Below are 22,982 nucleotides of genomic sequence, written 5' to 3' on the forward strand. Positions count from 1 at the left end.
AGCGTCGGTTCATGTCCGATCGTCTGATTTTGTGCGCCGATCATATGGCTTTCCGTTCACGTCATCTAGTCGTTTGAACAGAAAAACTTGAGCATTTCTGAGGATTCGCGGCATTTCTGCAACAGCAGCCCACCGAACATTGTATCCACCTGGCGAACGACGTTACGGAAAGCTGAAATTGCTGCATCGCACATCGAAACCGGATCGGGAGCATTAGGGCAATGGGCGTTACCGGCATTGGCGGCTTCTTCTTCCGATCGCGCGATCCGGACGCGCTCGGTGCCTGGTATCGCACGCATCTCGGCATCGGCGCGGGCTGCGATTCGAGCGGATCGGGCGAATCGTCCGAATGGTATTGGCAGCAGGGCGGCGGCCCGACCGTGTTCGCCCCGTTCAAGGCGGATACCGACTATTTCGCTGCAGACCGGCAATTCATGATCAATCTCCGCGTCGAGGGGCTGGACGCGCTGCTCGAAACGCTGCGCGCTGCCGGCATCGCGATCGTCACCCGGCCGGAATGGGACGATCCCTCGGTCGGTCGCTTCGCGCGGATCCACGATCCGGAGGGCAACGCGATCGAATTATGGGAACCGCCGTCGGGTGACCTGCCTCACTGATCCGGCGTGGCGAAACGGGCACACCATCGTCATGATGCTGGAAAGGAGCCGGGAATGATCGACGACCGCCGCCGGATGCTCGAAGGCCTCGACGCCATGCAAATCGAACCGGAGGGCGCTCCGCTGCGCTTCGCCGATCGGCTGGCGCGCGAAAATGGCTGGTCCGGGGCCTTTGCGGCGCAGGTGATGACCGAATATCGCCGCTTCCTGTTCCTCGCGGCGACCGCGGACCATGCAGTGACGCCGTCGGATGCCGTCGACCAGGCCTGGCATCTCCATCTCGCCTACAGCCGCCATTATTGGGACGAACTGTGCGGCCGCATCCTCGGCAGGCCATTGCACCATGGCCCGACCGCAGGAGGCGACCACGAGGACCGGCGCTATCGCGACCAGTATCAGGCGACGCTCGACGCCTATCGCACCGCGTTCGGCGCCGCACCGCCACCCGACATCTGGCCACCCGTCGACGAGCGCTTCCGCCCCGCACGGTTCGAGCGCGTCGATCGCTCCCGCCACTGGCTGCTGCCCCGGCGCCCGGCCCAGGCTGCGTTGCTGGTGCCGCTGGTCGCGGGCTGCGCATTGATCTCTACCGGATCCGGCGAACCGGGCGCGTCTTTCACCATCAGCCCCTTTCTGTTCGTCGCCCTCATCATCGCCGCGGTGTTCATCGCCATCCGCCGATCGGACCCGCATGGGCGGCGGCGGCGGCGGCGCCGAAACGGCTCGGACGATGGCTGCGGATCCGACAGCAACGGCGATTCGAGCAATGATTCCGGCAGCGATGGCGATTCCGGATGCAGCAGCGGTTGCGGCGGCGGTGGATGCGGCGGCGACTGACCCGGCTATCGCCTGATGCGCCGCAAGCCGCTATGGCGCGCCGCATGCAGCGCCTCGCCATCTACGACATGGACAAGACGATCACGCGCAAGCCGACGTGGCAGCCTTTCCTCAACCATGCCGTCGCCCGCAGCGCGCCGTGGCGCTTCCTGCTCTATCCGCTGTTGCTGGCGCCGCTCGCCGCCTACGCCGCGAAGCGGATCGACCGTGGCCGGCTGAAGGAAATGTCGCAGCGCCTGCTGCTCGGCCCGCATATCAGCGCGGCGCGGGTCGCGCCGCTCGTCGAGGGCTTCGCGCAGCGCACGGTCGCGGCGAACATCCATCCGGGCGCGCTGGCGCAGATCGCGGCGGACCGGGCGGGCGGCCGCCGGCTGGTGCTCGCCACCGCATCCTACCGGCTCTACGCCGAGCCGATCGCGCGCGAACTGGGCTTCGACGATGTCATCGCCACGGGCACGCTTGCAGGACTCGATGCGCGGGTCCACGCCCGGATCGACGGCGAGAACTGCTATGGCCCCGCCAAGCTGCGCATGATCGAGGCGTGGATGGAGGCGGAGAGGATCGCCCGCACCGACTGCCATGTCCGCTTCTATTCCGACCACGCCTCGGACGCGCCGGTGCTCGAATGGGCCGACGAGCCCTTCGCGGTCAACGCCCACGCGCGTCTTCGCCGGCTCGCCAAGACGCGAGGCTGGCCTGTGCTCGCCTGGGGCTGACCCCCCTCAGCGCCGCCGCGCGCCGCGCCGCAAGAGGCCCGGCGCCCAGCGCGCCGCGAAGCCGAGGCGGCGAGCGGTCTTGCCGACCAGAAGATGCACCTTGTTGCCTTCCGCCACGCGCCACACCGCCTCGGCGACCTGCTCCACGGGCGTGAACTCCAGCCCCTGCGCGCGGACCTTGTCGCGCGCGGTCGCATTGGAGCCGGCGACCCCGGCGTCGAGCAACGGCGTATCGATGAAGCTCGGCATGATCGATCGCACCCGCACCCCGCGCGGGGCCCATTCGAGCTCGAGCGCCTCGGTCAGCCCGCGCACCGCGAATTTGGACGCGGCATAGACCGCCAGCCCCGGCATCCCGTAGATCCCGGCCGCCGAGCCGGTGTTGACGAGTGCCGAGCCCGGCGTCGCCGCGAGCAATGGAAAGCCGGCGCGCGCGCCATGGATCACCCCCGATATGTTGATCTGCACCAGCCGCTCGATCGCCTCCGGGCTGCTCGCATCGAGCGTGCCGGCCAGCGCGATGCCGGCATTGTTGAACAACAGGTCGAGCCGTCCGCCGGAGAGCGCGGTGAAAGCGGCGAGCGCGCGATCCCATTGCGCGGGCACGCGCACGTCCATCGCGTGGCAGCTGCACGATCCATCGGGCAGCAGCGCCTCGGTTTCGGCCATGCCCCGTTCGTCGATGTCGCCCAGCCCCACCAGCCAGCCGCGCGCGGCGAAGAAGCGCGCGGTCGCGCGGCCGATGCCCGATCCGCCGCCGCTGATGAAGATCGCCCTGCGCGCGGTCGCTCCGCCTTCTGTCATTGCCTGCCCCCTCCTGACGAAGCCGGTCGATTGCGGCTTTCATGATTGATGCGGAGCGGGAATAAGGCGTCGATGGCAGAGGCTGCAACCCATGGGCCCGAGGTCGCGTTCGACGGCGTCGGCAAGGCATTCGGCGCGATCGCCGCTGTCGACGACGTCACCCTCACCATCGCCGCCGGCAGCTTCGTGGCGCTGGTCGGCGCCTCCGGATCGGGCAAGTCGACACTGCTCAAGACGATCAACCGCCTCGTCGAGCCCGATCGCGGCACGGTGTCGATCGACCGCCGGCCGGTGGGCGAAGGGCCGGCTTTCCGGCTGCGGCGGCGGATCGGCTATGTCTTCCAGAATGTCGGGCTGTTCCCGCACATGAGCGTCGCCGAGAATATCGCGATCGGGCTGCGCATCGAAGGGCGGGCCGCAGCCGATGCGGAGATCGCAGCCGCGCTCGACCGCGTCGGGCTGGATGCGGCGATGGCGGCGCGGATGCCCGATCAGCTTTCCGGCGGCCAGCGCCAGCGCGTCGGCGTCGCGCGTGCGCTTGCCACCGCGCCCGGGCTGATGCTGATGGACGAACCGTTCGGCGCGCTCGATCCAGTCACGCGCGACCAGCTCGGCACCGTCTATCGCGCGCTGCACGAGCGGCTTCGCCTCACCACCATCCTCGTCACCCACGACATGGCGGAGGCGCTTCTGCTCGCCGATCGTGTGCTGGTGATGGCGCGCGGACGGATCGTCGCAGATGCGCTGCCCGCCGACCTGCTCGCCGGCCGTGCCGGTGCCGAGGCGGATGCGCTGGTCGCAGTGCCGCGTGCGCAAGCGGAACGGCTGCATGCGCTGCAGAATGAAGGCGCGGTCGGGCGTGGATAGCCACATGGCGCTCGCACTCGACCGGCTGCCGCCCTTGCTGGCCGATCATGTGCTGCTGTGCGCCGCCGCGCTGGGGCTGGCGCTGCTGGTCAGCGTGCCGCTCGGCCTTGCCGCCGCGCACCGGCCGCGCTTTGCCGCGATCCTGCTCGGCATCGCCTCGGTCATTCAGACGATCCCCGGGCTGGCGCTGCTCGCACTCTTCTATCCGATCCTGCTCGCATTCTCCTCGGCGGTCGGCGGGGGCATACCCGCGCTTGGTTTTCTGCCCTCGCTGCTGGCGCTGTCGCTCTATGCGGTGCTGCCGATGCTGCGCAACATCGTCGCCGGCATCAACGGCATCGATCCGGCGCTGGTCGAGGCGGCGGACGGCGTGGGCATGACCGGGCGGCAGAAGCTGCTGCTCGTCGAGGCGCCACTGGCGGCGCCCGTGGTGATGGCCGGCATCCGCGTCGCCGCGGTGTGGACGATCGGCGCGGCGACGCTCTCCACCACCGTCGGCCAGCCGAGCCTGGGCGATCTCATCTTCAGCGGATTGCAGACGCAGGACTGGTCGACGGTGCTGGTCGGCTGCATCGCCGCGGCCCTGCTCGCGCTGCTGGTCGATACGTTGCTGGGGCTGATCGAGCATGCAATCGCGCGGCGGAAGCGCGGCCGGGCGCTGGTCGCGGCGGTGCTGATCCTCGTCGGCATCGGCTGGGCGGCAGCGCCGTTGCTGGCACCGCGGCAGGACAGCGTCGTCGTCGGCGCCAAGAATTTCTCCGAACAGTTCATCCTTGCACGGCTGATCGGCCAGCGGCTGGAGCGCGCCGGCTACCGCGTCACCTATCGGGAGGGGCTGGGCTCGGCGGTGGCGTTCAGCGCGCTCGCGGCGGGGGATGTCGACGTCTATGTCGATTATGGCGGCACGATCTGGACCGGGCCGATGAAGCGCAGCGACAATCCGCCGCGCGCGGCGATGCTGGCGGAGATCGGCCGCTGGAGCCGCGCCGAACATGGCGTCGGGCTGGTCGGGCCACTCGGCTTCGAAAATGCCTATGCACTGGCGGTGCGCGGCGCCGATGCGCGGCGGCTGGGGCTCGCCAGCATCGCCGATCTTGCCCGCGCCGCACCGAACATGACCCTGGGGGCCGACCTCGAGTTTCTCGACCGCACCGAATGGCGCGCGATCGAGCGTGCCTATGGCCTGCGCTTCCGCGCCCGCCGCGCCTATGCGCCCAGCTTCATGTACCGCGCGCTGGCGAGCCGCCAGGCGGACGTGATCTCGGCCTTCTCGTCGGATGGTCGCATCGCCGCCGATCGCCTCGTCGTGCTCGCCGATCCCCGCCGCGCGACGCCTGCCTACGACGCGATGATGCTGGTCTCCCCCGCCCATACCGACGATGCGCGCTTCCTGGCTGCCCTCCGGCCGCTGGTGGGCGCAGTTCCGGTAACGGCGATGCGCGAGGCGAATTATCGCGTCGATCGAGACAGCGACAAGCAGACGCCGGAGGCGGCGGCGCGGTGGCTGGACGGGGAGATTGGCGGGGGGAAGTAGCGCTCGGGACGAAAGGAAGGACTCACCCCCGGCGCAGGAGCATCGTCATCCGCGCCGTGGCGATCGGTGCGCCGGGGTCGTCCTGCCAGGCGCTGACATCGACATTGGCGATGCGCCGGCCGAGGCGGGAGACATGGCCGAGCGCATAGGTGATCTTCTCGCGGCCGCCCCGCAGATAATCGACGCTGACATTGACCGGCTTCACCGTCACGTCCGCCTCGTCCGCAAGCGAAGCGTGCAATGCCGCGAACGCCGCCATCTCCAGCAACCCGGCGATCGCGCCGCCATGGACGAAGCCGGGCCGGCCGAGCACCGCCTCTCCGAAGGGCATCGTCAACAGCGGCATTCCGTCGCGCAGCTCGGCGATGCTCAGCCCGAGCAGATCGGCATAGGGTGGCAGCGCCCTCATCCCCGATCCTCCAGAAACATGAAGGTGCCCACGACATGGGCGATCGGATCGGCGGGATCGCCATCATGCGCCTGGCCGCGCACGAACGCGATCGAGCGGGTGACGCGATAGCATTGGCCACGGCCGATCACGGTGCGGTGCGGCGTCGCCGGGCGGAGATAGTCGACGCGCAGGTCGAGCGTCGCCTGCGGAATGAAGCGGTCGAGCTTCGCCCAGATCGCCATGCTGGTGGCGGTATCCATCAAGGTCAGGATCGGCCCCGACGCGATGACGCCGGTGGCCGGCTCGCCCACCAGGTCGGGTTTCCAGTCGAAGGCGAGCTGCACCCAATCCGCGCCATGCGCGTCATAGCGGATGCCCACAGCCGCACCATGACCGTAGCGTCGCGTCATGCGCATGAAGGCTGCCGGATCGAAAGCGGATGGCAACGCGCCGCCGGCAGCGGCTTCGGTCGGTTCGGTCATGCCCCGGCCTTAGGCAGAGCGGGCCACGGCTCGCAAGCCTCAGCGCGCGGCGACGCTCGATGCGGGGCCGGAATCGGCTTCGCGAACGGCACGGGCGCAGAAGGCGAACTGCGATTTGCCGCGCGCCTTCGCCTGGTACAGCGCCTCGTCCGCGCACACCGACAGCCCCTCCCAGCCGCTGCCGTGCACGGGCGCAATGGCGATGCCCACGCTCACGCCGATCATCAGCTGCGTGCCGCCCAGCTCGTAGGGCGCGCTCAGCTGCCGCAGCACGCGGCGGGCGAGCACCTCCGCCTCGTCGACATGCTGGATACGGCTTTGAAGGATCACGAACTCGTCGCCGCCCAGCCGCGCCACGGTATCGCTGTCTCGCACCAGCAGGTTCAATCGCTCCGCAACCTGCCGCAGCAGCGCATCGCCGGCGGGGTGGCCATAGCGATCGTTGACCGCCTTGAAGCCGTCGAGGTCGAGGAAATGGAGCGCCAGGAGGCATTCCTCCACAACCACCGCGCGCATCTCCTCCTTGAAGCGGTTGCGCAACAGCAGGCGGTTGGGAAGGCCGGTCAGCGCATCCTGCAGCGCCAGCAGCGACAGCTCGTGCTTCGTGCCCAGATGTTCGATCGTCGATCGATAGATATGGGCAATCGATTGCACGCTGAGCCCGGTGACGACCAGCACCAGCACGCATTCGATCGCGAACAGTTCCGGATGAAGCCCGTCGGGATCGGGCAGTACCGCGTGAAACCCCAGCGCAATGGCGATGGGCAGCGTCGCCAGCATCATGCTGGGCACGCAGATCGCGGGCCGGATCGCGATGCGCGAGACGATGCCGGCCCCGAAGGTGAACATCAGGCTGACGATGATCATGTGGACGATCGGTGCGTGGAACTGCAGCGCCCGCACCCCGAGTGCGCTCAGCAGCACCGCGGTGCCATGGCTGCCCAGCGCATAGAGCCATTCCCACTGCCGGATCTCTGCGATCGGAAGATCGTCGATGGCGTGGCGCCGAACCCGTGCGATCAGCCACAGCCGCCACAGGGTGATCAGCGCGATCGCCGCGCCGATCGCGCTGATCACCGGATCACGCCAGCTCCATGCCAGCAGCCCGGACACCACCAGCAGCAACGCGCCGAGCCCGGCGATCGGCAGCGCCATCGTGAACAGCATCGCGACGAGATCCCGATAGACCGGCTCGGGCAGCGGCGTCGTCGCGCGCCATCCGCGCACGACGAGATCGCGCCGAAAACCGGCCATCGCCCGCCTGATGAGTCCGACCATTGGCTGTGCGTTCCGCCTTACCGTGATCACAACTGTGCAACAGCCGTTCTGCGCCGTGCCGAAGGCTGCGGCAACGGCCGATAGATCCATTTGCGGCCAAGGACCGTTACAGCGATGTAACTCACGCTGCCCGCCCCACCGCCCATAGCTTCGCGATGCCCAGCAAAGGGAGGCAAGCATGAGTGAAACGGTACAGATCGACCCCGCCGATATCGCCGATCTCGACAGCCGGATCGGCATCCACGGATCGCTGGTGAAGGCGGACGTGATCGACCCGATCTTCAACATCATCGTCGCGACCGGCCACGGCTGCGGCGACGGCAACGACTGATCGGGAGACCGGCGATGGCGGCGCCGACCAAGCCGGCGATCTTCGATGATCGGGTGGCGCTGCTGCGGGCGCGGGAGAGGGCGGCAGACGTCTCCCGCGCCTGGCGCCTCCGCGACGATGTGGCGGCGATCGAGGCACGGATCGGGGCGGCCGCGGCATCGGGGGGTGTCGCGGTGCAGGACGCGCTGGTTGCGCTGTTCGGCGAGGGGGGTGCGAATGGCGGCTGGCTGCGGCCGATGCTCGGTGCGCTGGTCGCGGGGCTGCGCGCCGATCCGCTGTTCGCGCCGCCGCTGCTGGCGCTGGGCGACGAGATCCAGCGGGGGCTGTTGCTGATCCAGACGCCGGCGGCTTCGATCGCGATCGCGCGGATTTCCGCGGCTGCGCTGGCACGGCGCGGAGAGGGAGCCACGCACGCGGTCGTGCTGTCGGGCGCGCTCGGCGCGCTCCACATCGTCGAGCCCGGCGGGGCGAGGCTTCGCTGGTGGCGCGCCGAAGCCGCCGGAGCCGGCTTTTCCCAGGCCGCGCCGACACGCCTGCACGACATGGGCATCATGCCGCTCACCGCCGGCCAGACGGTGCGCGTCGACGGCCGCACGCAGGGCTACACGATCGAACCGCCGGCGCGCGACATGCTCATCCTGCGCGCCGCGGTGCATCTCGATCGCGCGCCGTTCCAGCGCGAATATGCCACCGCCGACGGCCGGCTGATCGCAGCGAGCGAGACCCGCGACGAAGCCTCGCGGATGCGCATGCTTCTCACCATGCTGCGCAGCATCGGTTGCAGCACGGCGCGCGCCGCGTTCGAGGCGGCACTCGACGAGCCCGAGTTCGATCTCCGCTGGCACGCGATGCGCGAATGGCTGCTGCTGGATCCGGAAACGGCGTTGCCGCGGCTGGCGCACCTCGCCGCCACCGATCCTCACCCGGAAGTCCGCGCGGCGGCATCGTCGACACAGGGACGGATCGACCGACGGAGGGCCGCCTGATGCCCCTTTCCATCGCCCCTGGCACCATCGCGCCGATCACGCTCGACGAGCTGGTCGATCGGCTCGAACAGCCCGATTTCGATCCGCGTGACGAGGCATGCTTTGCCAGCTTCGGCCCCTGGCTCGCCGCGCTGGCGCGCAACCGCGATTTCCTCGGGCGGATGGCGGTCGACGAGATCAAGTCGCGGCTGACACGCCAGCAGGCGATCAACCGTTACTCCTCGCAGGTGATGATGTTGCACCGGCCGCGCAGCAGCTATTTCATCCGCGCCAATTTCTGGCCGTCCGCAGGCGACACAGTGGTGCGCGACAGCGGCATTGCCCCCTTTTTCTACGGCGTGCCGCACGATCATAATTTCAGCTTCCTGACCGTCGGCTATGCCGGCCCCGGCTATTGGAGCGACTATTACGACTATGACCCGGGCAGCGTCGCCGGACGCGCCGGGGAGCCCGCCGCGTTGCGCTTCGTCGAACGCTCGCGCCTCGCCGAAGGACGGGTGCTGCTCTATCGTGCGCATCGCGACGTCCATGATCAGGCGCCCGCCGACGCCTTTTCGGTCTCGATCAACATCATGGAACTGAACGAGCGGCAGGTGTGGCGCGACCAGTTCCGTTTCGACGTCGTCAACGGTCGGATCGACGGCATCCTCAACACCGCGCCCGCCACCGCGCTGCTCGCGCTCGCCGCACATCTCGGCGGTGATGGCCGCGACCTGCTCGATCATGTCGCGGCGACGCATCCCAGCAGCCGGATGCGCGTCGCGGCGATCGAGGCGGTTGCGGCCTCCGAGGGCGATGCGGTCTGGCAGCGGTGGGCGGGGGATACATCCCGCCTCGTACGCGAAACCAGCCGCGCGTATTGCGAACGGATTGATCCGATACGGTGACACTTCGGCTTCGCGCTTTCAGGCGCCGCAACCACCCTGCGCCGGTGCAGCGACGGGTGGAAAGCGGCCGGCATGCAGCTTGTGGGTTGGATCGACGGGAGGGCGGGCGCCGATCGCGCCCTCGCTCCGTCGATTCTCCCGGGCATGCAAATCGCCGCGTTCGACGCCGGCACCGCCGCGCGCGCCACCGGAGCGGCGGCGATCCTGCTTGCAGTCGATGCCGCCATGGCCCCCGCCCGCGCCGCGCTCGCCGCGACCATGGGCGAGGCACACCATTGCCCGATCCTGGTGCTGACGCCGACCGAGCGGACCGAGCTCGAAATCGCGATGCTGCAGGGCGGCGCGGACAGCTGCGCGCCGATCACCGCGCCACCCGCCTTGCTTGCCGCGCGCCTTGAAGCGATGTGGCGGCGGTGCGCCGATCCCGACCGGGAACTGGTCTGCGCCGACCTCCACATCGACCTGCTGTCGCGCGCGGCGCGGCGCGGGGGCAGCGCTATCGACCTGCTGCCGCGCGAATATGCCTTGCTCGTCCACCTCGCCCGGCTGCGCGGCACATCGGCGAGCCGGCGGCAATTGCTGTCGGCGGTATGGCACCGCCATTTCGACCCGGGCACCAATGTCGTCGCGGTGCATATGTCGCGTCTCCGCGCCAAGCTGGATCGCGGGTTCGCGCAGCCGCTGATCCATTGGCGCCGTGGGGAGGGCTATCGCCTTTCACCCGATCCGGATTGAGGCGCGTCCGCTGCCGTTCGACGAAGATCCACGCCGAAGAGCCGCCGATTCGGCCGGGCACCGTCCCGCCGACGCCGGCGACCGGCGCGTTGATGGACCAGGCCGCCGGTCCGCCCCACATTTTGGGACGCAGACCGATCCGCTCCGGAGACGATCCGGCTTGACGACGCACCAGCCTGGCCCACCCGGTGCAGGCGCAGCGCTCAGGCCGGCATCACCCCGCCATCTCCGACTAGCAGCCGCGTTGCCCGCCCCTCGATCTCCGCGAACAGCGATGCCTCGGTCCCCGTCATCCACACCTGCCCGCCGCCATCGGCGAGCCGCGCGAACAGCGCGGCGCGGCGACGGGGATCGAGATGCGCGGCGACCTCGTCAAGCAGCAGCAGCGGCCGGCGGCCGATATCGGCGGCGACGAGATCGGCATGCGCAAGCACGATGCCCAGCAGCAGCGCCTTCTGTTCCCCTGTCGAACAGAGCGCGGCAGGCTGAGCCTTGCCGCGATGCGTGACGGCAAGGTCGCTGCGGTGCGGGCCGTCCAGCGCGCGGCCGGCGGCGGCATCTCGCGCGCGGCCGGCCGCGAGCGCCGCGGCCAGATCGCCGCCGGGGGTCCATCCTTCGAGCGCCAGCCCCGCCCGCGCGAACGGTCCCTCGGGCTGCGCATCGAGCGCCGCGCCGAGCGCTTCGACCAGCGCGGCGCGCGCCTCGGCGATCTCGGCGCCATGCTCCGCCATCTGCGCCTCGAGCGCCTCGAGCCAGGTCGGGTCGGCAGGCCGCTCGTCGGCGAGCAGCTTGTTGCGCGATCGCATCGCCGCCTCGTAGCGGCTGGCATGATGCGCGTGGCGTGGGCGCAGCGCGAGCACCAGCCGGTCGAGGAAGCGCCGCCGCCCGCTCGCCGATTCGACGAACAGCCGGTCCATCGCCGGGGTCAGCCACACGATCGACAGCCATTCTGAAAGCGTGGTCGCGGCCGCGGCCGCGCCGTTAACCCGAACCGCCCGGCGTTCCGGCGCTTGCGATGTCGTGCCGGTGCCGATGGTGATGCCGTCCCCGGCGGCACCGCCCGCGTCGACGAGCAGTGCCGACAAGGCGAAGCCGCCCGGCCCATCGCGCCGCGCCATATCCCCCAGCGGGGCCTGGCGCAGCCCGCGGCCGGGGGCGAGCAATGAGACCGCTTCGAGGATGTTGGTCTTGCCCGCGCCATTCTCTCCGGTGAGCACGACGAATCCGTCACCGGCCTCGATCGAGGCACCGGCATGATTGCGGAAGTCGGTGAGCGTCAGGCGCGCGAGCGGCATCGACCCCGCATAGGCGATTGCTTGCGCAACATAAAGAAAGGCCCGCCGCTCCTTGCTGGAGCGACGGGCCGAACTTCGGGTCGATGTCAGTCGATCAGTAAGCGACGACGATCGAACCCATGAAGGTGCGCGGCGAGCCGATCTGGACGAAGGGCGCCGAGGTCGCGAGCAGGCCGCCGTCGAAACCGCCGACATACAACTCGTCGAACACGTTCGAGACGTTGAGCTGCAGGTAGGTCTTGTCGTTGAGGCCTACGAACTCAAGGTTCAGACGGGCATCGAGATCGACCAGCGTGTAGGCGGGCGCCCTGGCGCCGTACACGACGCTGCCACCAACGGTGAGAGGCAGGTTCTGGTCGTTGACGTAGCGCGGACCGGTACGCTTCGCTTGGACGCCGAGTTCGACCGGGCCGAGTGTTGCCTGGGCGCGGCCACCGAAGGTGTAGGTCGGAGCGCCCGACTCGCGCTTTCCTTCGGTCAGAGCGAAGGTCGGAACGCCGCCGACCGTACCGAGCTGAACATTGTCCTTGATCTCCGACTTCAGGTACGAACCGAAGGCATAGACTTGGAACTCGGGGATGATGCGGTACGAGATGCTGCCGTCGATCCCGTACTTATCGACCCGGCCGAGGTTCCGGTAAATGGTCCGATCGATCTCGGGATCATAGGCCGACGCCAGACGATCCGTGTATTTCGTATACCACAGCGAAACTTGGGCGACGAGGCCGTTCGACCGATAGCGAGCGCCCAAATCGAAGTTGTCGGTGGTCTCAGGCGACGGATCGGAACCTTCAGTGCCCGGCGCGAAGAAGAAGGAGTTGTACAGGTTATCCGTGCCCGGAACCTGAATGCCCTTCGAGTAATTCGCAAACGCGCTGATCGCAGGCGTGAAGTTATAGGTCAGGCCGACGTTCGGCAGCAGCTTGTCATATTTGAAAGTACGACGCTGCGGACCCTGGATCGCCGGATTGGCGTTGGCATAGGCGGTTTCTGCAGCGGTGTTGCTGCCGAAGCAGTTCAGCGTGCCATTCGCTTCCTTGGTGAAGCAATAGTTGTTCAGCTCACGCTTGAAGAACGGCGCACGCAGACCCGCGTTCACGACCAACGCCTCGTCGAGGAACTCACCGCGATACTCACCGGCAACCTGATGCAGGATAGCATAGGAGAGACGATCACGCTTCTGCAGCACGTTACCGCTGCCATCGACGATCGGAACATTCACCGAGAACACATCGAACGGTTCACCGTTGATGTCGAGGAAACCGGCCTGACCGGTCTGGCGGTGACGCGCGCGGTCGTACGAATAAGCGAGACGAACGGTGTGATGTTCGTTGATGTCGTAGCGCAGCGACGAGATCAGGCCATAACGGTGCGTCTGGGTCTGGCTCGGCGAGAGCACGCGCACGGTGTCGAGCACGTCGCCGTCACCGTTCAGGTCGGCACCGGCGAAGAACTGAGTCGCAGACGACGAAGCGGCGCCGATATAGCCGGTCGAGGGAACGCCACCGATGGTGGTGCGACCTTCCGACGCGATCAGCGTTCCGCCGCCATTGGCCTTCACGTACTGGTAGCTCGGATCGACCGTGAGGACGAGACCGTCGCTCAGCGTGAAACGCGAAGCGCCACGGATGTTGCCGGTGTTGGACGGATTGTAGCGCTCGTCGAAGCTTGAACCGCAGCTGTTCGGCGAGTCGACGGCGCCAGCCCGCGGTTCGTCGGTTGTGCAGCGCTCGATCGTGTAGAAGCGCTCGTCCTTGGTCTGTGGGAAACCGCCGGGAACGGCACGGTCGTTACGAAGCCCGATCGAACCGAAGAAGTTGTTGCGATTCTGGTTGTAGTGACCGGCGACCGAGATGAAGTCGCCGTTCGCGCCGAGCGGCTGATAAACGCGGGCGTTGTACTGCTGCTTATCGATGCGGCCGCGGTTGTTGTAGACCGTGTCGTTCTCGGCGTGGCTGGCCGCGAAGAAAGCGCGGGTGCCCCACGGGCCGATCTCGCCTGTATCGACAGCGCCGAAGATGCGGAAGAAGCCATATTCACCGGCCGAACCGGAGAACATCGCGCCCAAATCCTCGTTCGGCAGACGCGTGCGGTAGTTGACGGTCGAACCCGAAGCGGCCGCGGTCGGGCTGTCGACGTCGGTGGTGCCGAGGTTGACATTGACCTGCGAGATCAGTTCGGGATCGAGTTGCTGGTTCGAATAGAGCGCATAGCCGCCCGAGTCGTTCAGCGGAACGCCGTCGAAGGTCTGGCTGATGCGCGTATCGTCGAAACCGCGAATGGTGAGCGTACCGCCGGCCGAACCGAATGGGTCGTTGTTCTGAAACGACACGCCGGGGAGCTGGTTGATGATGTCGTTGATCGTCTGGCCGGGCGCCTGGCGACCGATGAATTCCTGGTCGAGGACCGCCTTCGCCTTAGAGGTCTCCGGCAGGATCACGCCGCCGACGCCGTTGTCAGAACGGCCGGCGGTGACGACGATGTCTTCGCCTTCGAAATCGATCGAGCCGGTCGACTGCGCAAACGCGGCGCCCGGAATCATGAGCGCGGCAAAAGCCACGCCGAACAGATATTGCTTCTTCATGTGTGTTCCCCTTGCCGAACCCCCAACACAGGTTCGCTCCAGCGGCGCCGTGCGCCGTCCCGTGGCCCTGTGGTCGCATTATATTGCGGTTGCGTGACACGGAAGTGCCCGCGGGGCGGCAAGGGGCAGTCAATTATAGTGCGTTGCAAAAAGGCAACGCATATGCCGAATGAAACCTATTCTCCCCCCCTCGAGCGGGGGTCGCTCAACTTGCGCGGATGATTGATTATTTGTGGCGGCCGCGCCGGGTATAGAGCAGCGCGGCGAGCAGCGCGGCCGATCCTACGCCGATACCGATGCCGATCTGGGTGTTGCTGATGCCGGCGAGCCGGCGTTTTTCCGCCGCCTTCGCCAAGCGCGCTTCCTCCACCGCCTCGGCCGCGAGCGGCGGCACGCCTTCGTCGCTGGTCGCGGCGTTGACGGGAAGATCTGTCTTGCTGTCGGTCACGGTCGAAACTCTCCAATAACGATGATTCAATGCGGATCGTTACGCTTCCAATGCCTGATCGTCCGCGCGGTTCCGCTTCAGGCGGCGATCCGGAACCGCAGCAGCCGGTCCGAAAGCGGAACCAGCGCTTCGGCGGCGGGGCCGACCGCCCGGATGATCTCCGGATGGCCGGCATCGAGCCCGCCGGTGAGCGCACCGAAGGCAGGCAGTATCAGTTTTCCCGATGTGGCGACGAAGCAGCGCCGCGAGACATGGCGCCCGCGCAGGCTGATGCGGAACTTGGGATGAAAATGGCCCGAAAGCTCCGGGCGTGCCTCGCCCGGCTGCGCTTCATGGCGCAGCAGCAGGCCATCGACCTCCGCCTCCGTCAGGACCGTGCCGCCCAGCGCCGCGTCGATCCCCGGATCATGATTGCCGGTGATCCACGTCCAACGCGTGGCCGCGGTCAGCGCGCGCAAATGCTCCCGCGCGACATCGTCGAGTCGCGCACAACCGGCGGAATCGTGAAAACTGTCACCCAGGCACCAGATCTCGCGGGCGCCGGTCGACTCCGCCAGCGCGCGCAATTCGGTCAACGTCGCGACGCTGTCATAGGGCGGCAGCATCTGCCCGAAGCGGGCGAACCAGCTCGCCTTTTCGAGGTGCAGATCGGCGACGAGCAGCGCCTGCCTTGCCGGCCACCACAAGGCGCCCTGGCGAAGGGCCGCGAAGGCGTGTCCGGCGAACGAAAAGGGAACCATGACGTGTCTATAACCGGATGCGGACTCGCTCGTCGAGGGGGTTGCGATCACACCCCGCCACGTCGATCAGCGCGCTTTCACAAGCGCTGCGTTCAGCCCCACCCAGTCCGCGAGTTCCGCGAAGCTGCCGACGATATGGTGCGCGCCCAGCGCTGAGAGGCGTTCGCGGTGGCCGACGCCGCAATGCGTGCCCGCACACAGCCCGACCACCTCGGCACCCGATGCGACCGCGCCGGTAACGCCTACCGGCGAATCCTCGACGATGACGGTGCGGCCGATGTCGACGCCGATCGCCGCCGCGGCATGAAGATAGACGTCGGGCGCGGGCTTGCCGCGCGTCACATGCTCGCGCCCGCTATAGATATGCGGCGCGAACATCGATCGCAGACCGAGATGGTCGAGATGCGTCGTGATCCAGCGCGTGCTGCTGGACGACGCGATCGCCTTCGGCAGATCGGCGGGCAGCGAACGGATGAAGTCGATCGCCCCCGTCACCGCGACGATTCCCTCGGCCAGCACGCGCGCATCCTCTTCTGCGCGCAACGCATGGAATTCCTCGGGCACCGGCGCGCCGCGCCAGTCGGCGATGGCGTCGAGGAAATCCTTGCCCGCCAGCCCCATGAAGCGCGCCGCCGCCTCTTCCGGCGTGATCGGGTGGCCAAGCCGGGTCAGCACGTCCGCCAGATGCGCGGTGCCGACGAACTCGCTGTCGACGAGCACGCCGTCGAAATCGAAGATGATGCCTTCGAAGCGCATGTCGATCCTTTCCTCAGCGCGCGCCGAACAGCGCGGTCCCGACGCGGACATGCGTCGCGCCGATCATCACCGCCGTCTCGAAATCGCCCGACATGCCCATGCTGAGCCCTGCAAGGCCGTGCGCGCGGGCAAGCTTGGCGAGCAGCGCGAAATACGGTGCCGCCTCGGTATCGGCGGGCGGTACCGCCATCAGCCCCGCGATCGCCAGCCCCTGATCGGCGGCGCGCGCCAGCAGGCCGGGGACATCCGCAATGGCGCAGCCCCCCTTCTGCTCTTCCTCGCCGATATTCACCTGCACGAACAGCTGCGGCATCGCCGTGCCCGCCGCCGCGAGTTTGCCCAGCGCATCGATGAGCGAAGGCCGATCGACCGAATGGATCGCGTCGAACAGCGCGACCGCGTCCGCCGCCTTGTTGGATTGAAGCTGGCCGACGAGATGCAGTTCGATATCGGGGGTCGCGGCCTTGAGCGCCGGCCACTTGCCCTGCGCCTCCTGCACCCGGTTCTCGCCGAAGCGCCGATGCCCGGCGTCGATCAGCGGCTGGATCGCCGCGGCTTCATGCGTCTTCGAAATGGCGATCAGCGCCACGTCGGCGGGATCGCGTTTCGCCAGGCGCGCGGCGCGGGCGATGGCGGTCGTCACCTCGGACAACCGCGATGCGGCTTCGGTTTCGGTCATGCGCGCTGCTATAGGCAGGCCGATGCCGCACCGCCACCGCCGATCGGCGCCCACCCTGCCCCGTCTCTGGCTGATGACCGACGAGCGTGCCGGCGAGGCGCTTTGGATGGCGCTGGAGCGGATGCCGCGCGGCACCGGTGTGATCTTCCGCCACCATGCGACACCCCCGACCGAGCGGCGGGCGTTGTTCGACCGCGTCCGCGCCATCGCGCGCCGGCGCGGACTGATGCTGATTCTGGCGGGTCGCGCCGAGCAGGCGATCGGCTGGCGCGCCGATGGCGTCCACGGCCGCGCACGAAACGCCGCGGGCATGCGGCTCGTTCGCACCGCGCCCGTGCACAGCGCGCGGGAGATCGCGCGTGCATCGCGAATCCGCGCCGACCTGCTGCTGCTCTCTCCGGTCTTCCCCACCCGCTCGCATATCGGCGCCCAGCCACTCGGACGCTGGCGATTCGCGGCGCTGGCGGCACGCACGCGCATCCCGATCGTGGCGCTGGGGGGTATGGATGCCAGACGCGCGCGCCGCATGGCCGCGCTCGGCGCCTATGGCTGGGCCGCGATCGACGCCCTCACGGCGCCGGGGCGGATCAGAACTTGAAGGCGGTGCCGATATAGACCGCCTGGCTGTCTCGACGGTCATCGGCCGTCGGCAGCAAGCGATCCCGGTCGGTGCGATAGCGCAGGCCGGCGGTGACATCGAGGTTGCGGGTCAGCGAATAGCTGGTGCCCAGATCGACCGAATAGGATTCAGGCGCGGCAACCAGCGCCGGCTGGCCGGCGGTCGGACGATCCGCACCGGCCTGGACGCGTGCCGAGAATTTCTTGCCGGTATAGCTGACACCGACATCGACCGTTTCACGGCCGCCGGGCATCAGGCCGGTATCGACGCGCGACACGTCACCCGACAGCGCGAAACGCTTCCAGCCCACCGCGACGCCCAGATTATAGGCGATCGGCGTGATGCTGACCGAGGTCGGCGCAGCGATCGCGATCTTCTCCGCATCGGCGCGGCTGACACTGGAGCGCGCACGCACCGCCACCGTCACCGGGCGGCTGCGGCCGTCCGCGGCGGAGGCCGGCGTGAAGCGGAAGCCATTGCTCGTCATTCCGGCGCGGGCGAAGCTGGCGGCGAGCCGCGGATCGGCGGAAGCGGGTGTGAAGGAGCCGATTCCACCGCGTACGTTCAACGACACCGGTTTCTTCGACGCATATTTTGCAGGGGCGTCCTCGGCCGCAAGCGCCGGGTACAGGGCAATGACGGCCACGGCCATCGCCGCTCCGATCCATCCCGCCCTCTTGCGACTCGCGCCAACCACTTTGTTCATCCCCTTCAAACGAGGGATTAGCACGGTTTATCCGCGAGATGCCACCGTCCCCCGACGTTTCGCGAAGGGCTGTGACATGATATCCACATCCGCGCCAGTCCCAAAATGCCCGCATCGCTTGCGGGCGCCGCGGGACCATCTATAGATGGCGCGCGTAACCGTTATTCCAAGGACCACCCGCATGAACCGACCTGCCCGCTTCGCGATCGCGATCGCCCTGATCTCGACGCTTGCCGCGTGCGGCGGCAAGGAGCGGCCGACTGCGGATCTTGCCGCGTCCAAGGTCACGACGATCGGCGTCAATTCCTATCTTTGGCGTGCGACGCTCGACGCGCTCTCGTTCATGCCGCTGGTCAATGCGGATTCGAACGGCGGCGTTGTGGTGACCGACTGGTATGTGAATCCCAACACGCCCACCGAGCGGATGAAGCTTACCGTGTCGATCCTCGACCAGGATCTCCGCGCGGACGCGGTGCGCGTCGCGGCCTCGCGGCAGCTCAACCAGAACGGTGCCTGGGTGGATGCGCCGGTGCAGGCGGCCACGGTCCAGAAGCTTGAGGAAATCATCCTCACCAAGGCGCGCGACCTGCGGCGCAGCGCCTATTCCGGCTAAGAAAAGGGTTCCATTACAGTGACTTCGCGCTTCAACCCGCTGACGGCTGACGCGCGCTGGCAGGCCGTGTGGGAGGACCGCAAGGTCTTCGCCGCGGACGATTCCAGCGCCCGGCCGCGCGCCTATGTTCTTGAGATGTTCCCGTATCCGTCGGGGCGCATCCATATGGGCCACGTCCGCAACTATACGATGGGCGACGTGCTGGCGCGCTTCAAGCGGATGACCGGGCACGAAGTGCTGCATCCGATGGGCTGGGACGCGTTCGGGATGCCCGCCGAGAATGCGGCGATGGAAAAGAAGGTCCACCCCGGCGACTGGACCCGCTCCAACATCGCGGCGATGAAGGCGCAGCTCAAGCGGCTGGGCTTCGCGCTGGACTGGGGCCGCGAACTCGCGACCTGCGAGCCCGAATATTATGGCCAGGAACAGGCGCTGTTCCTCGATCTCTATGCGGGCGGCCTCGTCTATCGCAAGGAATCGGCGGTCAACTGGGATCCGGTCGACATGACCGTGCTCGCCAACGAGCAGGTGATCGACGGCAAGGGCTGGCGCTCGGGAGCAACCGTCGAGAAGCGCAAGCTGAGCCAGTGGTTCCTCAAGATCACCGACTTCGCCGAGGATCTGCTGGCGGGGCTCGGCACGCTCGAGCATTGGCCGGACAAGGTCCGGCTGATGCAGGAGAACTGGATCGGCAAGAGCCGCGGCGCGCGGTTGCACTTCGACTTCGTCGGCACCGGTACCGCGCATCGCGGCATCGAGGTGTTCACCACCCGGCCCGACACCTTGTTCGGCGCGAGCTTCATCGCGATCGCCGCCGACCATCCGGTGGCGCAGGAGTTGGCGAAGCACAGCCCCGAACTGACCGCGTTCATCGCCGAATGCCAGCAGAGCGGCACCGCCGCCGCCGACATCGAGACCGCCGAGAAGAAGGGGTTCGATACCGGCCTCAGCGTGCAGCACCCGCTCGATCCGAGCTGGCATCTGCCGGTTCACGTCGCGAATTTCGTGCTGATGGATTATGGCACTGGCGCGATCTTCGGCTGCCCGGCGCACGACCAGCGCGATCTCGATTTCGCACGCAAATACAACCTGCCCGTGCAGCGCGTCGTCGCCCCGGAGGGCGCCGAGAATGAGGAGATCGGTGAGGAGGCCTATACCGGCCCCGGCCGCCTGGTGAACTCGCGCTTTCTCGACGGCGCCGAAGTGGAAGACGCCAAGGCGATGGTGATCGCCCGCGCGGAGCATGAAGGCTGGGGCAAGGGCACGACGGTATGGCGCCTGCGCGACTGGGGCGTCTCGCGCCAGCGCTATTGGGGCACGCCGATCCCGATCATCCATTGCGATGCGTGCGGCGTCGTGCCGGTGCCGCGTGCGGCGCTGCCGGTGAAGCTGCCCGAAGATGTCAGCTTCGACGTGCCCGGCAACCCGCTCGATCGGCATCCGACCTGGAAGCATGTCGACTGCCCGAAATGCGGTGCGGCGGCGCGGCGCGAAACCGACACGCTCGACACCTTCGTCGACAGCAGCTGGTACTTCATCCGTTTCGCCAGCCAGCCGGACGACAAGCCGTTCGACAAGGCCGTGGCGGAGCGCTGGCTGCCCGTGGGGCAGTATATCGGCGGCGTCGAGCATGCGATCCTCCACCTGCTCTACGCACGGTTCTGGACGCGCGCGCTGAAGCATATCGGCAAGCTCGACGTGGCGGAGCCGTTCACCGGCCTGTTCACGCAGGGCATGGTGACCCACGAGACCTATCAGGATCCGCAGGGTCGCTGGCTCTCCCCCGAGGAGGTCCAGCCGGGCGAGAATGGCCTGACGATCATCGCCACCGGCGATGCGGTGACGCGCGGCCGCATCGAAAAGATGTCGAAGTCGAAGAAGAACACCGTCGACCCGACCGGCATCGTCGATCAATATGGCGCGGACGCGGTGCGCTGGTTCATGCTTTCGGACAGCCCGCCCGAGCGCGACCTGCCGTGGAGCGAGGCCGGAATCGAAGGCGCGTGGCGCTTCGTCAACCGGCTGTGGCGCCTGGTCGATGGCGCCGATGCGACGGCCACCGGCAGCGATGCCGATCTCGACCGCAAGCTGCACCGCACGATCGCCGGCGTCGCCGCCGACATCGAATCGCTCGGCTTCAACAAGGCCGTCGCCAAGCTCTATGAGCTGACCGGTGCGATCGAGAAGGCCGCGCCCAGCGCGTCGCGCACGACTGCGATCCGCACGCTCGTGGCACTGGTTTCGCCGATGGTGCCGCACCTCGCCGAAGAGGCTTGGGAGGTTCTGGGCGAAGCGGGGCTGGTCGCCGAGGCGGCATGGCCCGCGGTCGATCCCACGCTGCTCGTCGACGATCAGGTGACGGTCGCGGTGCAGGTCAACGGCAAGCTTCGCGACACGCTGACGGTTGCCAAGGGCGAGAGCCGCGAGACGCTGGAACAGCTCGCGCTGGCGGCAGGCGGCGTCGTCCGCACGCTTGATGGCGCGACACCGAAAAAGGTGATCGTTGTGCCCGATCGTCTGGTAAACATCGTCGCATGATCCGTGCACTTCCCCTCGCCGTCGTGCCGCTGCTGCTGTCCGCCTGCGGGCTGCAGCCGCTCTATAGCGGCGGCACCAAGGGAAGCGTGGCGGCCGCGCTCGGTGCGGTCGAGGTGGCGCCGATCCAGGGCCGCGCCGGCTGGCTGGTCCGCAACGCGCTCAACGACCGGCTCGGCCCGCACCAGGGCAGCGCCACCTACCGGCTTGAAGTCGAACTCGACGACCAGATCACCGGCTTCGGCGTCCGCTCCGACGATGCGATCACGCGCGAGCGGCGGACGTTGCGCGCGCGCTACCGCCTTGTCGAAGTCGGCCCCAACACCGTCGTGCTCGACGCGACAGCGGGATCGGATGCCGGCATCGACGTCGTCAGTTCCGAATATGCAACGATCGCAGCAGAGAACAGCGCCCTCGAGCGGCTGTCGCAGACCGTGGCGGACCAGATCGTCGCCCGGGTGGCGGTCTACAGCCGGCGCAGCGCGCAATCTCCCTCCGGGGAGCCGTGAAGGCCAATCGCGGCCAGATCGAGCGCGCACTGACCGCGCCGCCCGCGGATATCCGCCTCTTCATCCTCTACGGCCCGGATGAGTCGGGATCGCGCGCGCTTGCGCAGCGCCTCGACAGCGCGATGGGACCGGGGGCCGAGCGCATCGATCTGGAAGGCAGCGAACTCAAGAACGATCCCGCCCGCCTCGCCGACGAAGCGGCGGCGATCTCGCTGTTCGGCGGCGCGCGCCACATCCGGGTGATGCCGGCGGGCGACGAGTGCCTGGCGGCGGTGGATGCGCTGCTCTCCGCCGAGCAGGCCGGCAACCCCGTGGTGCTTGTCGCCGGCGCGCTCAAGAACACCTCCAAGCTGCTTCAGCTCGGGCTGAAATCGACCGCCGCGATGGCTTTTGCGAGCTATCTGCCCGAGGGGCAGGATGCCGACCGGCTGGCGATGGCGATCGCCCGCGAGGCAGGCCTCCGGCTGGACCCTGGCGTTGCGACCCGACTCGCCCAGGCGGCCGGCAATGATCGTGCCGTGCTCTCGCGGGAGATCGAGAAGCTCGCACTCTATCTGGATGCCGCGCCCGAACGCCCCGCCACCGCCGATGAGGACGCGCTCGATGCGATCGGCGCCGGCGCCGGTGAAAGCGACCTGTCGAGGCTGGTCGAAGCGGTTCTGTCCGGCCGCCCCGACGCCGCCGGCAGCGAGCTCGGGCGACTGGCGCAGGAGGGTATCGAAGGGATCGTGTTGCTGCGCACGTTGCTGCGGCGCCTGCAGTTGCTGATTCAGCTGCGCGCCGAGGTCGATTCGGGCAGCAGCGTCGATTCGGTCATGGCGTCCGCCGGCAAAGCCTTGTTCTGGAAGGAAAAGGATTCGGTCGCGCGGCAGCTCAGGATGTGGCCGTCATCCCGCCTTGCGATCGGGCTCGGCCGCGTGCTGGATGCGGAGCGACAGGTGAAATCGTCGGGGTCGGCGGGGCCGATGCTCGTCGATGCCGAACTGATCGCTGTGGCGCGGGTCGCCTCCCGGCTGCGCTGAATCTTCCCCCG

Annotated in this window: 25 protein-coding genes; 14 read left to right on the plus strand and 11 right to left on the minus strand. The window is 68.0% G+C overall.

Annotated features, from left to right (window positions below; genetic code table 11):
- Positions 1-221 precede the first annotated feature (221 nt).
- The 3 genes from NX02_RS24275 to NX02_RS24285 are packed head-to-tail and all read left to right on the plus strand — an operon-like array spanning position 222 to position 2,170.
- Positions 222-617, plus strand: coding sequence for a VOC family protein (locus NX02_RS24275; RefSeq protein WP_025294758.1), 396 nt, complete (start codon positions 222-224; stop codon positions 615-617).
- Between the two features lie 54 nt (positions 618-671).
- Positions 672-1,454, plus strand: coding sequence for a glycine-rich domain-containing protein (locus NX02_RS24280; protein ID WP_025294759.1), 783 nt, complete (start codon positions 672-674; stop codon positions 1,452-1,454).
- Between the two features lie 44 nt (positions 1,455-1,498).
- Entirely contained in the window at positions 1,499-2,170 is a 672-nt protein-coding gene (locus NX02_RS24285) for an HAD family hydrolase (RefSeq protein WP_025294760.1), read from the plus strand.
- A 6-nt stretch (positions 2,171-2,176) separates the two neighbouring features.
- On the opposite strand, the gene NX02_RS24290 is transcribed toward NX02_RS24285, so the two are convergent.
- Positions 2,177-2,974, minus strand: coding sequence for an SDR family oxidoreductase (locus tag NX02_RS24290; RefSeq protein WP_025294761.1), 798 nt, complete (start codon positions 2,972-2,974; stop codon positions 2,177-2,179).
- 72 nt (positions 2,975-3,046) lie between these two features.
- Here NX02_RS24290 and NX02_RS24295 point away from each other — a divergent pair, with 72 nt between their 5' ends.
- On the plus strand, positions 3,047-3,841 hold the full coding sequence (locus tag NX02_RS24295) for an ATP-binding cassette domain-containing protein (RefSeq protein WP_025294762.1): 795 nt from the start codon (positions 3,047-3,049) through the stop codon (positions 3,839-3,841).
- Between the two features lie 4 nt (positions 3,842-3,845).
- Positions 3,846-5,375: an ABC transporter permease/substrate-binding protein gene (locus NX02_RS24300; protein WP_025294763.1), complete on the plus strand. Its 1,530-nt coding sequence runs from the start codon at positions 3,846-3,848 to the stop codon at positions 5,373-5,375.
- A 22-nt stretch (positions 5,376-5,397) separates the two neighbouring features.
- Here the strand turns inward: NX02_RS24300 and NX02_RS24305 are convergent, their stop codons facing one another.
- Genes NX02_RS24305 through NX02_RS32820 form a run of 3 tightly spaced genes read right to left on the minus strand, consistent with a single transcriptional unit; the run spans position 5,398 to position 7,502 of the window.
- A complete protein-coding gene (locus NX02_RS24305) occupies positions 5,398-5,784 on the minus strand; it encodes a PaaI family thioesterase (protein ID WP_025294764.1) in 387 nt (128 codons plus the stop codon).
- Positions 5,781-6,248 carry a PaaI family thioesterase gene (locus NX02_RS24310; protein ID WP_025294765.1) on the minus strand — a complete coding sequence of 156 codons (468 nt, stop codon included), beginning with the start codon at positions 6,246-6,248 and terminating at the stop codon, positions 5,781-5,783. The genes NX02_RS24305 and NX02_RS24310 overlap by 4 nt, the downstream gene beginning before the upstream one ends.
- A gap of 39 nt (positions 6,249-6,287) precedes the next feature.
- Positions 6,288-7,502 (minus strand): GGDEF domain-containing protein, encoded by a 1,215-nt coding sequence (locus NX02_RS32820; protein WP_158014174.1) that lies wholly within the window; start codon positions 7,500-7,502, stop codon positions 6,288-6,290.
- A gap of 202 nt (positions 7,503-7,704) precedes the next feature.
- Between NX02_RS32820 and NX02_RS32825 the strand changes: the two genes are divergently transcribed.
- The 4 genes from NX02_RS32825 to NX02_RS24330 all read left to right on the plus strand — a co-directional run bounded on the left by NX02_RS32825 (position 7,705) and on the right by NX02_RS24330 (position 10,465).
- A complete protein-coding gene (locus NX02_RS32825) occupies positions 7,705-7,857 on the plus strand; it encodes a hypothetical protein (protein ID WP_158014175.1) in 153 nt (50 codons plus the stop codon).
- A 14-nt stretch (positions 7,858-7,871) separates the two neighbouring features.
- Positions 7,872-8,843, plus strand: coding sequence for a hypothetical protein (locus NX02_RS24320; RefSeq protein WP_025294767.1), 972 nt, complete (start codon positions 7,872-7,874; stop codon positions 8,841-8,843).
- Positions 8,843-9,730 carry a hypothetical protein gene (locus NX02_RS24325; RefSeq protein WP_025294768.1) on the plus strand — a complete coding sequence of 296 codons (888 nt, stop codon included), beginning with the start codon at positions 8,843-8,845 and terminating at the stop codon, positions 9,728-9,730. The genes NX02_RS24320 and NX02_RS24325 overlap by 1 nt, the downstream gene beginning before the upstream one ends.
- A 144-nt stretch (positions 9,731-9,874) precedes the next feature.
- Positions 9,875-10,465, plus strand: coding sequence for a winged helix-turn-helix domain-containing protein (locus NX02_RS24330; RefSeq protein ID WP_025294769.1), 591 nt, complete (start codon positions 9,875-9,877; stop codon positions 10,463-10,465).
- A 203-nt stretch (positions 10,466-10,668) separates the two neighbouring features.
- Here the strand turns inward: NX02_RS24330 and recF are convergent, their stop codons facing one another.
- From recF to NX02_RS24360, 6 genes are all read right to left on the minus strand, one after another.
- Positions 10,669-11,760 carry a DNA replication/repair protein RecF gene (gene recF, locus NX02_RS24335; protein ID WP_025294770.1) on the minus strand — a complete coding sequence of 364 codons (1,092 nt, stop codon included), beginning with the start codon at positions 11,758-11,760 and terminating at the stop codon, positions 10,669-10,671.
- A gap of 94 nt (positions 11,761-11,854) precedes the next feature.
- A complete protein-coding gene (locus NX02_RS24340) occupies positions 11,855-14,344 on the minus strand; it encodes a TonB-dependent receptor (RefSeq protein ID WP_025294771.1) in 2,490 nt (829 codons plus the stop codon).
- 226 nt (positions 14,345-14,570) lie between these two features.
- Positions 14,571-14,792 carry a hypothetical protein gene (locus NX02_RS24345; protein WP_025294772.1) on the minus strand — a complete coding sequence of 74 codons (222 nt, stop codon included), beginning with the start codon at positions 14,790-14,792 and terminating at the stop codon, positions 14,571-14,573.
- A 77-nt stretch (positions 14,793-14,869) separates the two neighbouring features.
- Positions 14,870-15,532: a ligase-associated DNA damage response endonuclease PdeM gene (gene pdeM / locus NX02_RS24350; RefSeq protein WP_025294773.1), complete on the minus strand. Its 663-nt coding sequence runs from the start codon at positions 15,530-15,532 to the stop codon at positions 14,870-14,872.
- Between the two features lie 66 nt (positions 15,533-15,598).
- A complete protein-coding gene (locus tag NX02_RS24355; protein WP_025294774.1) occupies positions 15,599-16,288 on the minus strand; it encodes an HAD family hydrolase in 690 nt (229 codons plus the stop codon).
- 13 nt (positions 16,289-16,301) lie between these two features.
- A complete protein-coding gene (locus NX02_RS24360; protein WP_025294775.1) occupies positions 16,302-16,967 on the minus strand; it encodes a YggS family pyridoxal phosphate-dependent enzyme in 666 nt (221 codons plus the stop codon).
- Positions 16,968-16,989: 22 nt separating this feature from the next.
- Here NX02_RS24360 and NX02_RS24365 point away from each other — a divergent pair, with 22 nt between their 5' ends.
- Positions 16,990-17,565 carry a thiamine phosphate synthase gene (locus NX02_RS24365; RefSeq protein ID WP_025294776.1) on the plus strand — a complete coding sequence of 192 codons (576 nt, stop codon included), beginning with the start codon at positions 16,990-16,992 and terminating at the stop codon, positions 17,563-17,565.
- Here the strand turns inward: NX02_RS24365 and NX02_RS24370 are convergent.
- Positions 17,555-18,238 (minus strand): hypothetical protein, encoded by a 684-nt coding sequence (locus NX02_RS24370; protein WP_039996815.1) that lies wholly within the window; start codon positions 18,236-18,238, stop codon positions 17,555-17,557. The genes NX02_RS24365 and NX02_RS24370 overlap by 11 nt on opposite strands.
- A 235-nt stretch (positions 18,239-18,473) precedes the next feature.
- Between NX02_RS24370 and NX02_RS24375 the strand changes: the two genes are divergently transcribed.
- Genes NX02_RS24375 through holA form a run of 4 tightly spaced genes read left to right on the plus strand, consistent with a single transcriptional unit; the run spans position 18,474 to position 22,971 of the window.
- On the plus strand, positions 18,474-18,905 hold the full coding sequence (locus NX02_RS24375; protein ID WP_039996816.1) for a DUF3576 domain-containing protein: 432 nt from the start codon (positions 18,474-18,476) through the stop codon (positions 18,903-18,905).
- Positions 18,906-18,923: 18 nt separating this feature from the next.
- Positions 18,924-21,443, plus strand: a complete 2,520-nt coding sequence (gene leuS, locus NX02_RS24380) for a leucine--tRNA ligase (RefSeq protein ID WP_025294779.1) — start codon at positions 18,924-18,926, stop codon at positions 21,441-21,443.
- Entirely contained in the window at positions 21,440-21,949 is a 510-nt protein-coding gene (gene lptE, locus NX02_RS24385) for an LPS assembly lipoprotein LptE (RefSeq protein WP_025294780.1), read from the plus strand. The genes leuS and lptE overlap by 4 nt, the downstream gene beginning before the upstream one ends.
- Positions 21,946-22,971, plus strand: coding sequence for a DNA polymerase III subunit delta (holA, locus tag NX02_RS24390; protein ID WP_025294781.1), 1,026 nt, complete (start codon positions 21,946-21,948; stop codon positions 22,969-22,971). Before lptE ends, holA begins: the two co-directional genes overlap by 4 nt.
- The last annotated feature ends 11 nt before the right edge of the window (positions 22,972-22,982 follow it).

The organism is Sphingomonas sanxanigenens DSM 19645 = NX02, from assembly GCF_000512205.2.
In the GTDB taxonomy this organism is placed as follows: domain Bacteria; phylum Pseudomonadota; class Alphaproteobacteria; order Sphingomonadales; family Sphingomonadaceae; genus Sphingomonas_D; species Sphingomonas_D sanxanigenens.

What these genes read in the sequence shown, in the direction of transcription:
- NX02_RS24275 (WP_025294758.1), top strand. Translation starts at nt 222, where the DNA reads ATGGGCGTTACCGGCATTGGCGGCTTCTTCTTCCGATCGCGCGATCCG.
- NX02_RS24280 (WP_025294759.1), top strand. Translation starts at nt 672, where the DNA reads ATGATCGACGACCGCCGCCGGATGCTCGAAGGCCTCGACGCCATGCAA.
- NX02_RS24285 (WP_025294760.1), top strand. Translation starts at nt 1,499, where the DNA reads ATGCAGCGCCTCGCCATCTACGACATGGACAAGACGATCACGCGCAAG.
- NX02_RS24290 (WP_025294761.1), bottom strand. Translation starts at nt 2,974, where the DNA reads ATGACAGAAGGCGGAGCGACCGCGCGCAGGGCGATCTTCATCAGCGGC.
- NX02_RS24295 (WP_025294762.1), top strand. Translation starts at nt 3,047, where the DNA reads ATGGCAGAGGCTGCAACCCATGGGCCCGAGGTCGCGTTCGACGGCGTC.
- NX02_RS24300 (WP_025294763.1), top strand. Translation starts at nt 3,846, where the DNA reads ATGGCGCTCGCACTCGACCGGCTGCCGCCCTTGCTGGCCGATCATGTG.
- NX02_RS24305 (WP_025294764.1), bottom strand. Translation starts at nt 5,784, where the DNA reads ATGAGGGCGCTGCCACCCTATGCCGATCTGCTCGGGCTGAGCATCGCC.
- NX02_RS24310 (WP_025294765.1), bottom strand. Translation starts at nt 6,248, where the DNA reads ATGACCGAACCGACCGAAGCCGCTGCCGGCGGCGCGTTGCCATCCGCT.
- NX02_RS32820 (WP_158014174.1), bottom strand. Translation starts at nt 7,502, where the DNA reads ATGGCCGGTTTTCGGCGCGATCTCGTCGTGCGCGGATGGCGCGCGACG.
- NX02_RS32825 (WP_158014175.1), top strand. Translation starts at nt 7,705, where the DNA reads ATGAGTGAAACGGTACAGATCGACCCCGCCGATATCGCCGATCTCGAC.
- NX02_RS24320 (WP_025294767.1), top strand. Translation starts at nt 7,872, where the DNA reads ATGGCGGCGCCGACCAAGCCGGCGATCTTCGATGATCGGGTGGCGCTG.
- NX02_RS24325 (WP_025294768.1), top strand. Translation starts at nt 8,843, where the DNA reads ATGCCCCTTTCCATCGCCCCTGGCACCATCGCGCCGATCACGCTCGAC.
- NX02_RS24330 (WP_025294769.1), top strand. Translation starts at nt 9,875, where the DNA reads ATGCAAATCGCCGCGTTCGACGCCGGCACCGCCGCGCGCGCCACCGGA.
- recF (WP_025294770.1), bottom strand. Translation starts at nt 11,760, where the DNA reads ATGCCGCTCGCGCGCCTGACGCTCACCGACTTCCGCAATCATGCCGGT.
- NX02_RS24340 (WP_025294771.1), bottom strand. Translation starts at nt 14,344, where the DNA reads ATGAAGAAGCAATATCTGTTCGGCGTGGCTTTTGCCGCGCTCATGATT.
- pdeM (WP_025294773.1), bottom strand. Translation starts at nt 15,532, where the DNA reads ATGGTTCCCTTTTCGTTCGCCGGACACGCCTTCGCGGCCCTTCGCCAG.
- NX02_RS24355 (WP_025294774.1), bottom strand. Translation starts at nt 16,288, where the DNA reads ATGCGCTTCGAAGGCATCATCTTCGATTTCGACGGCGTGCTCGTCGAC.
- NX02_RS24360 (WP_025294775.1), bottom strand. Translation starts at nt 16,967, where the DNA reads ATGACCGAAACCGAAGCCGCATCGCGGTTGTCCGAGGTGACGACCGCC.
- NX02_RS24365 (WP_025294776.1), top strand. Translation starts at nt 16,990, where the DNA reads ATGCCGCACCGCCACCGCCGATCGGCGCCCACCCTGCCCCGTCTCTGG.
- NX02_RS24370 (WP_039996815.1), bottom strand. Translation starts at nt 18,238, where the DNA reads ATGGCCGTGGCCGTCATTGCCCTGTACCCGGCGCTTGCGGCCGAGGAC.
- NX02_RS24375 (WP_039996816.1), top strand. Translation starts at nt 18,474, where the DNA reads ATGAACCGACCTGCCCGCTTCGCGATCGCGATCGCCCTGATCTCGACG.
- lptE (WP_025294780.1), top strand. Translation starts at nt 21,440, where the DNA reads ATGATCCGTGCACTTCCCCTCGCCGTCGTGCCGCTGCTGCTGTCCGCC.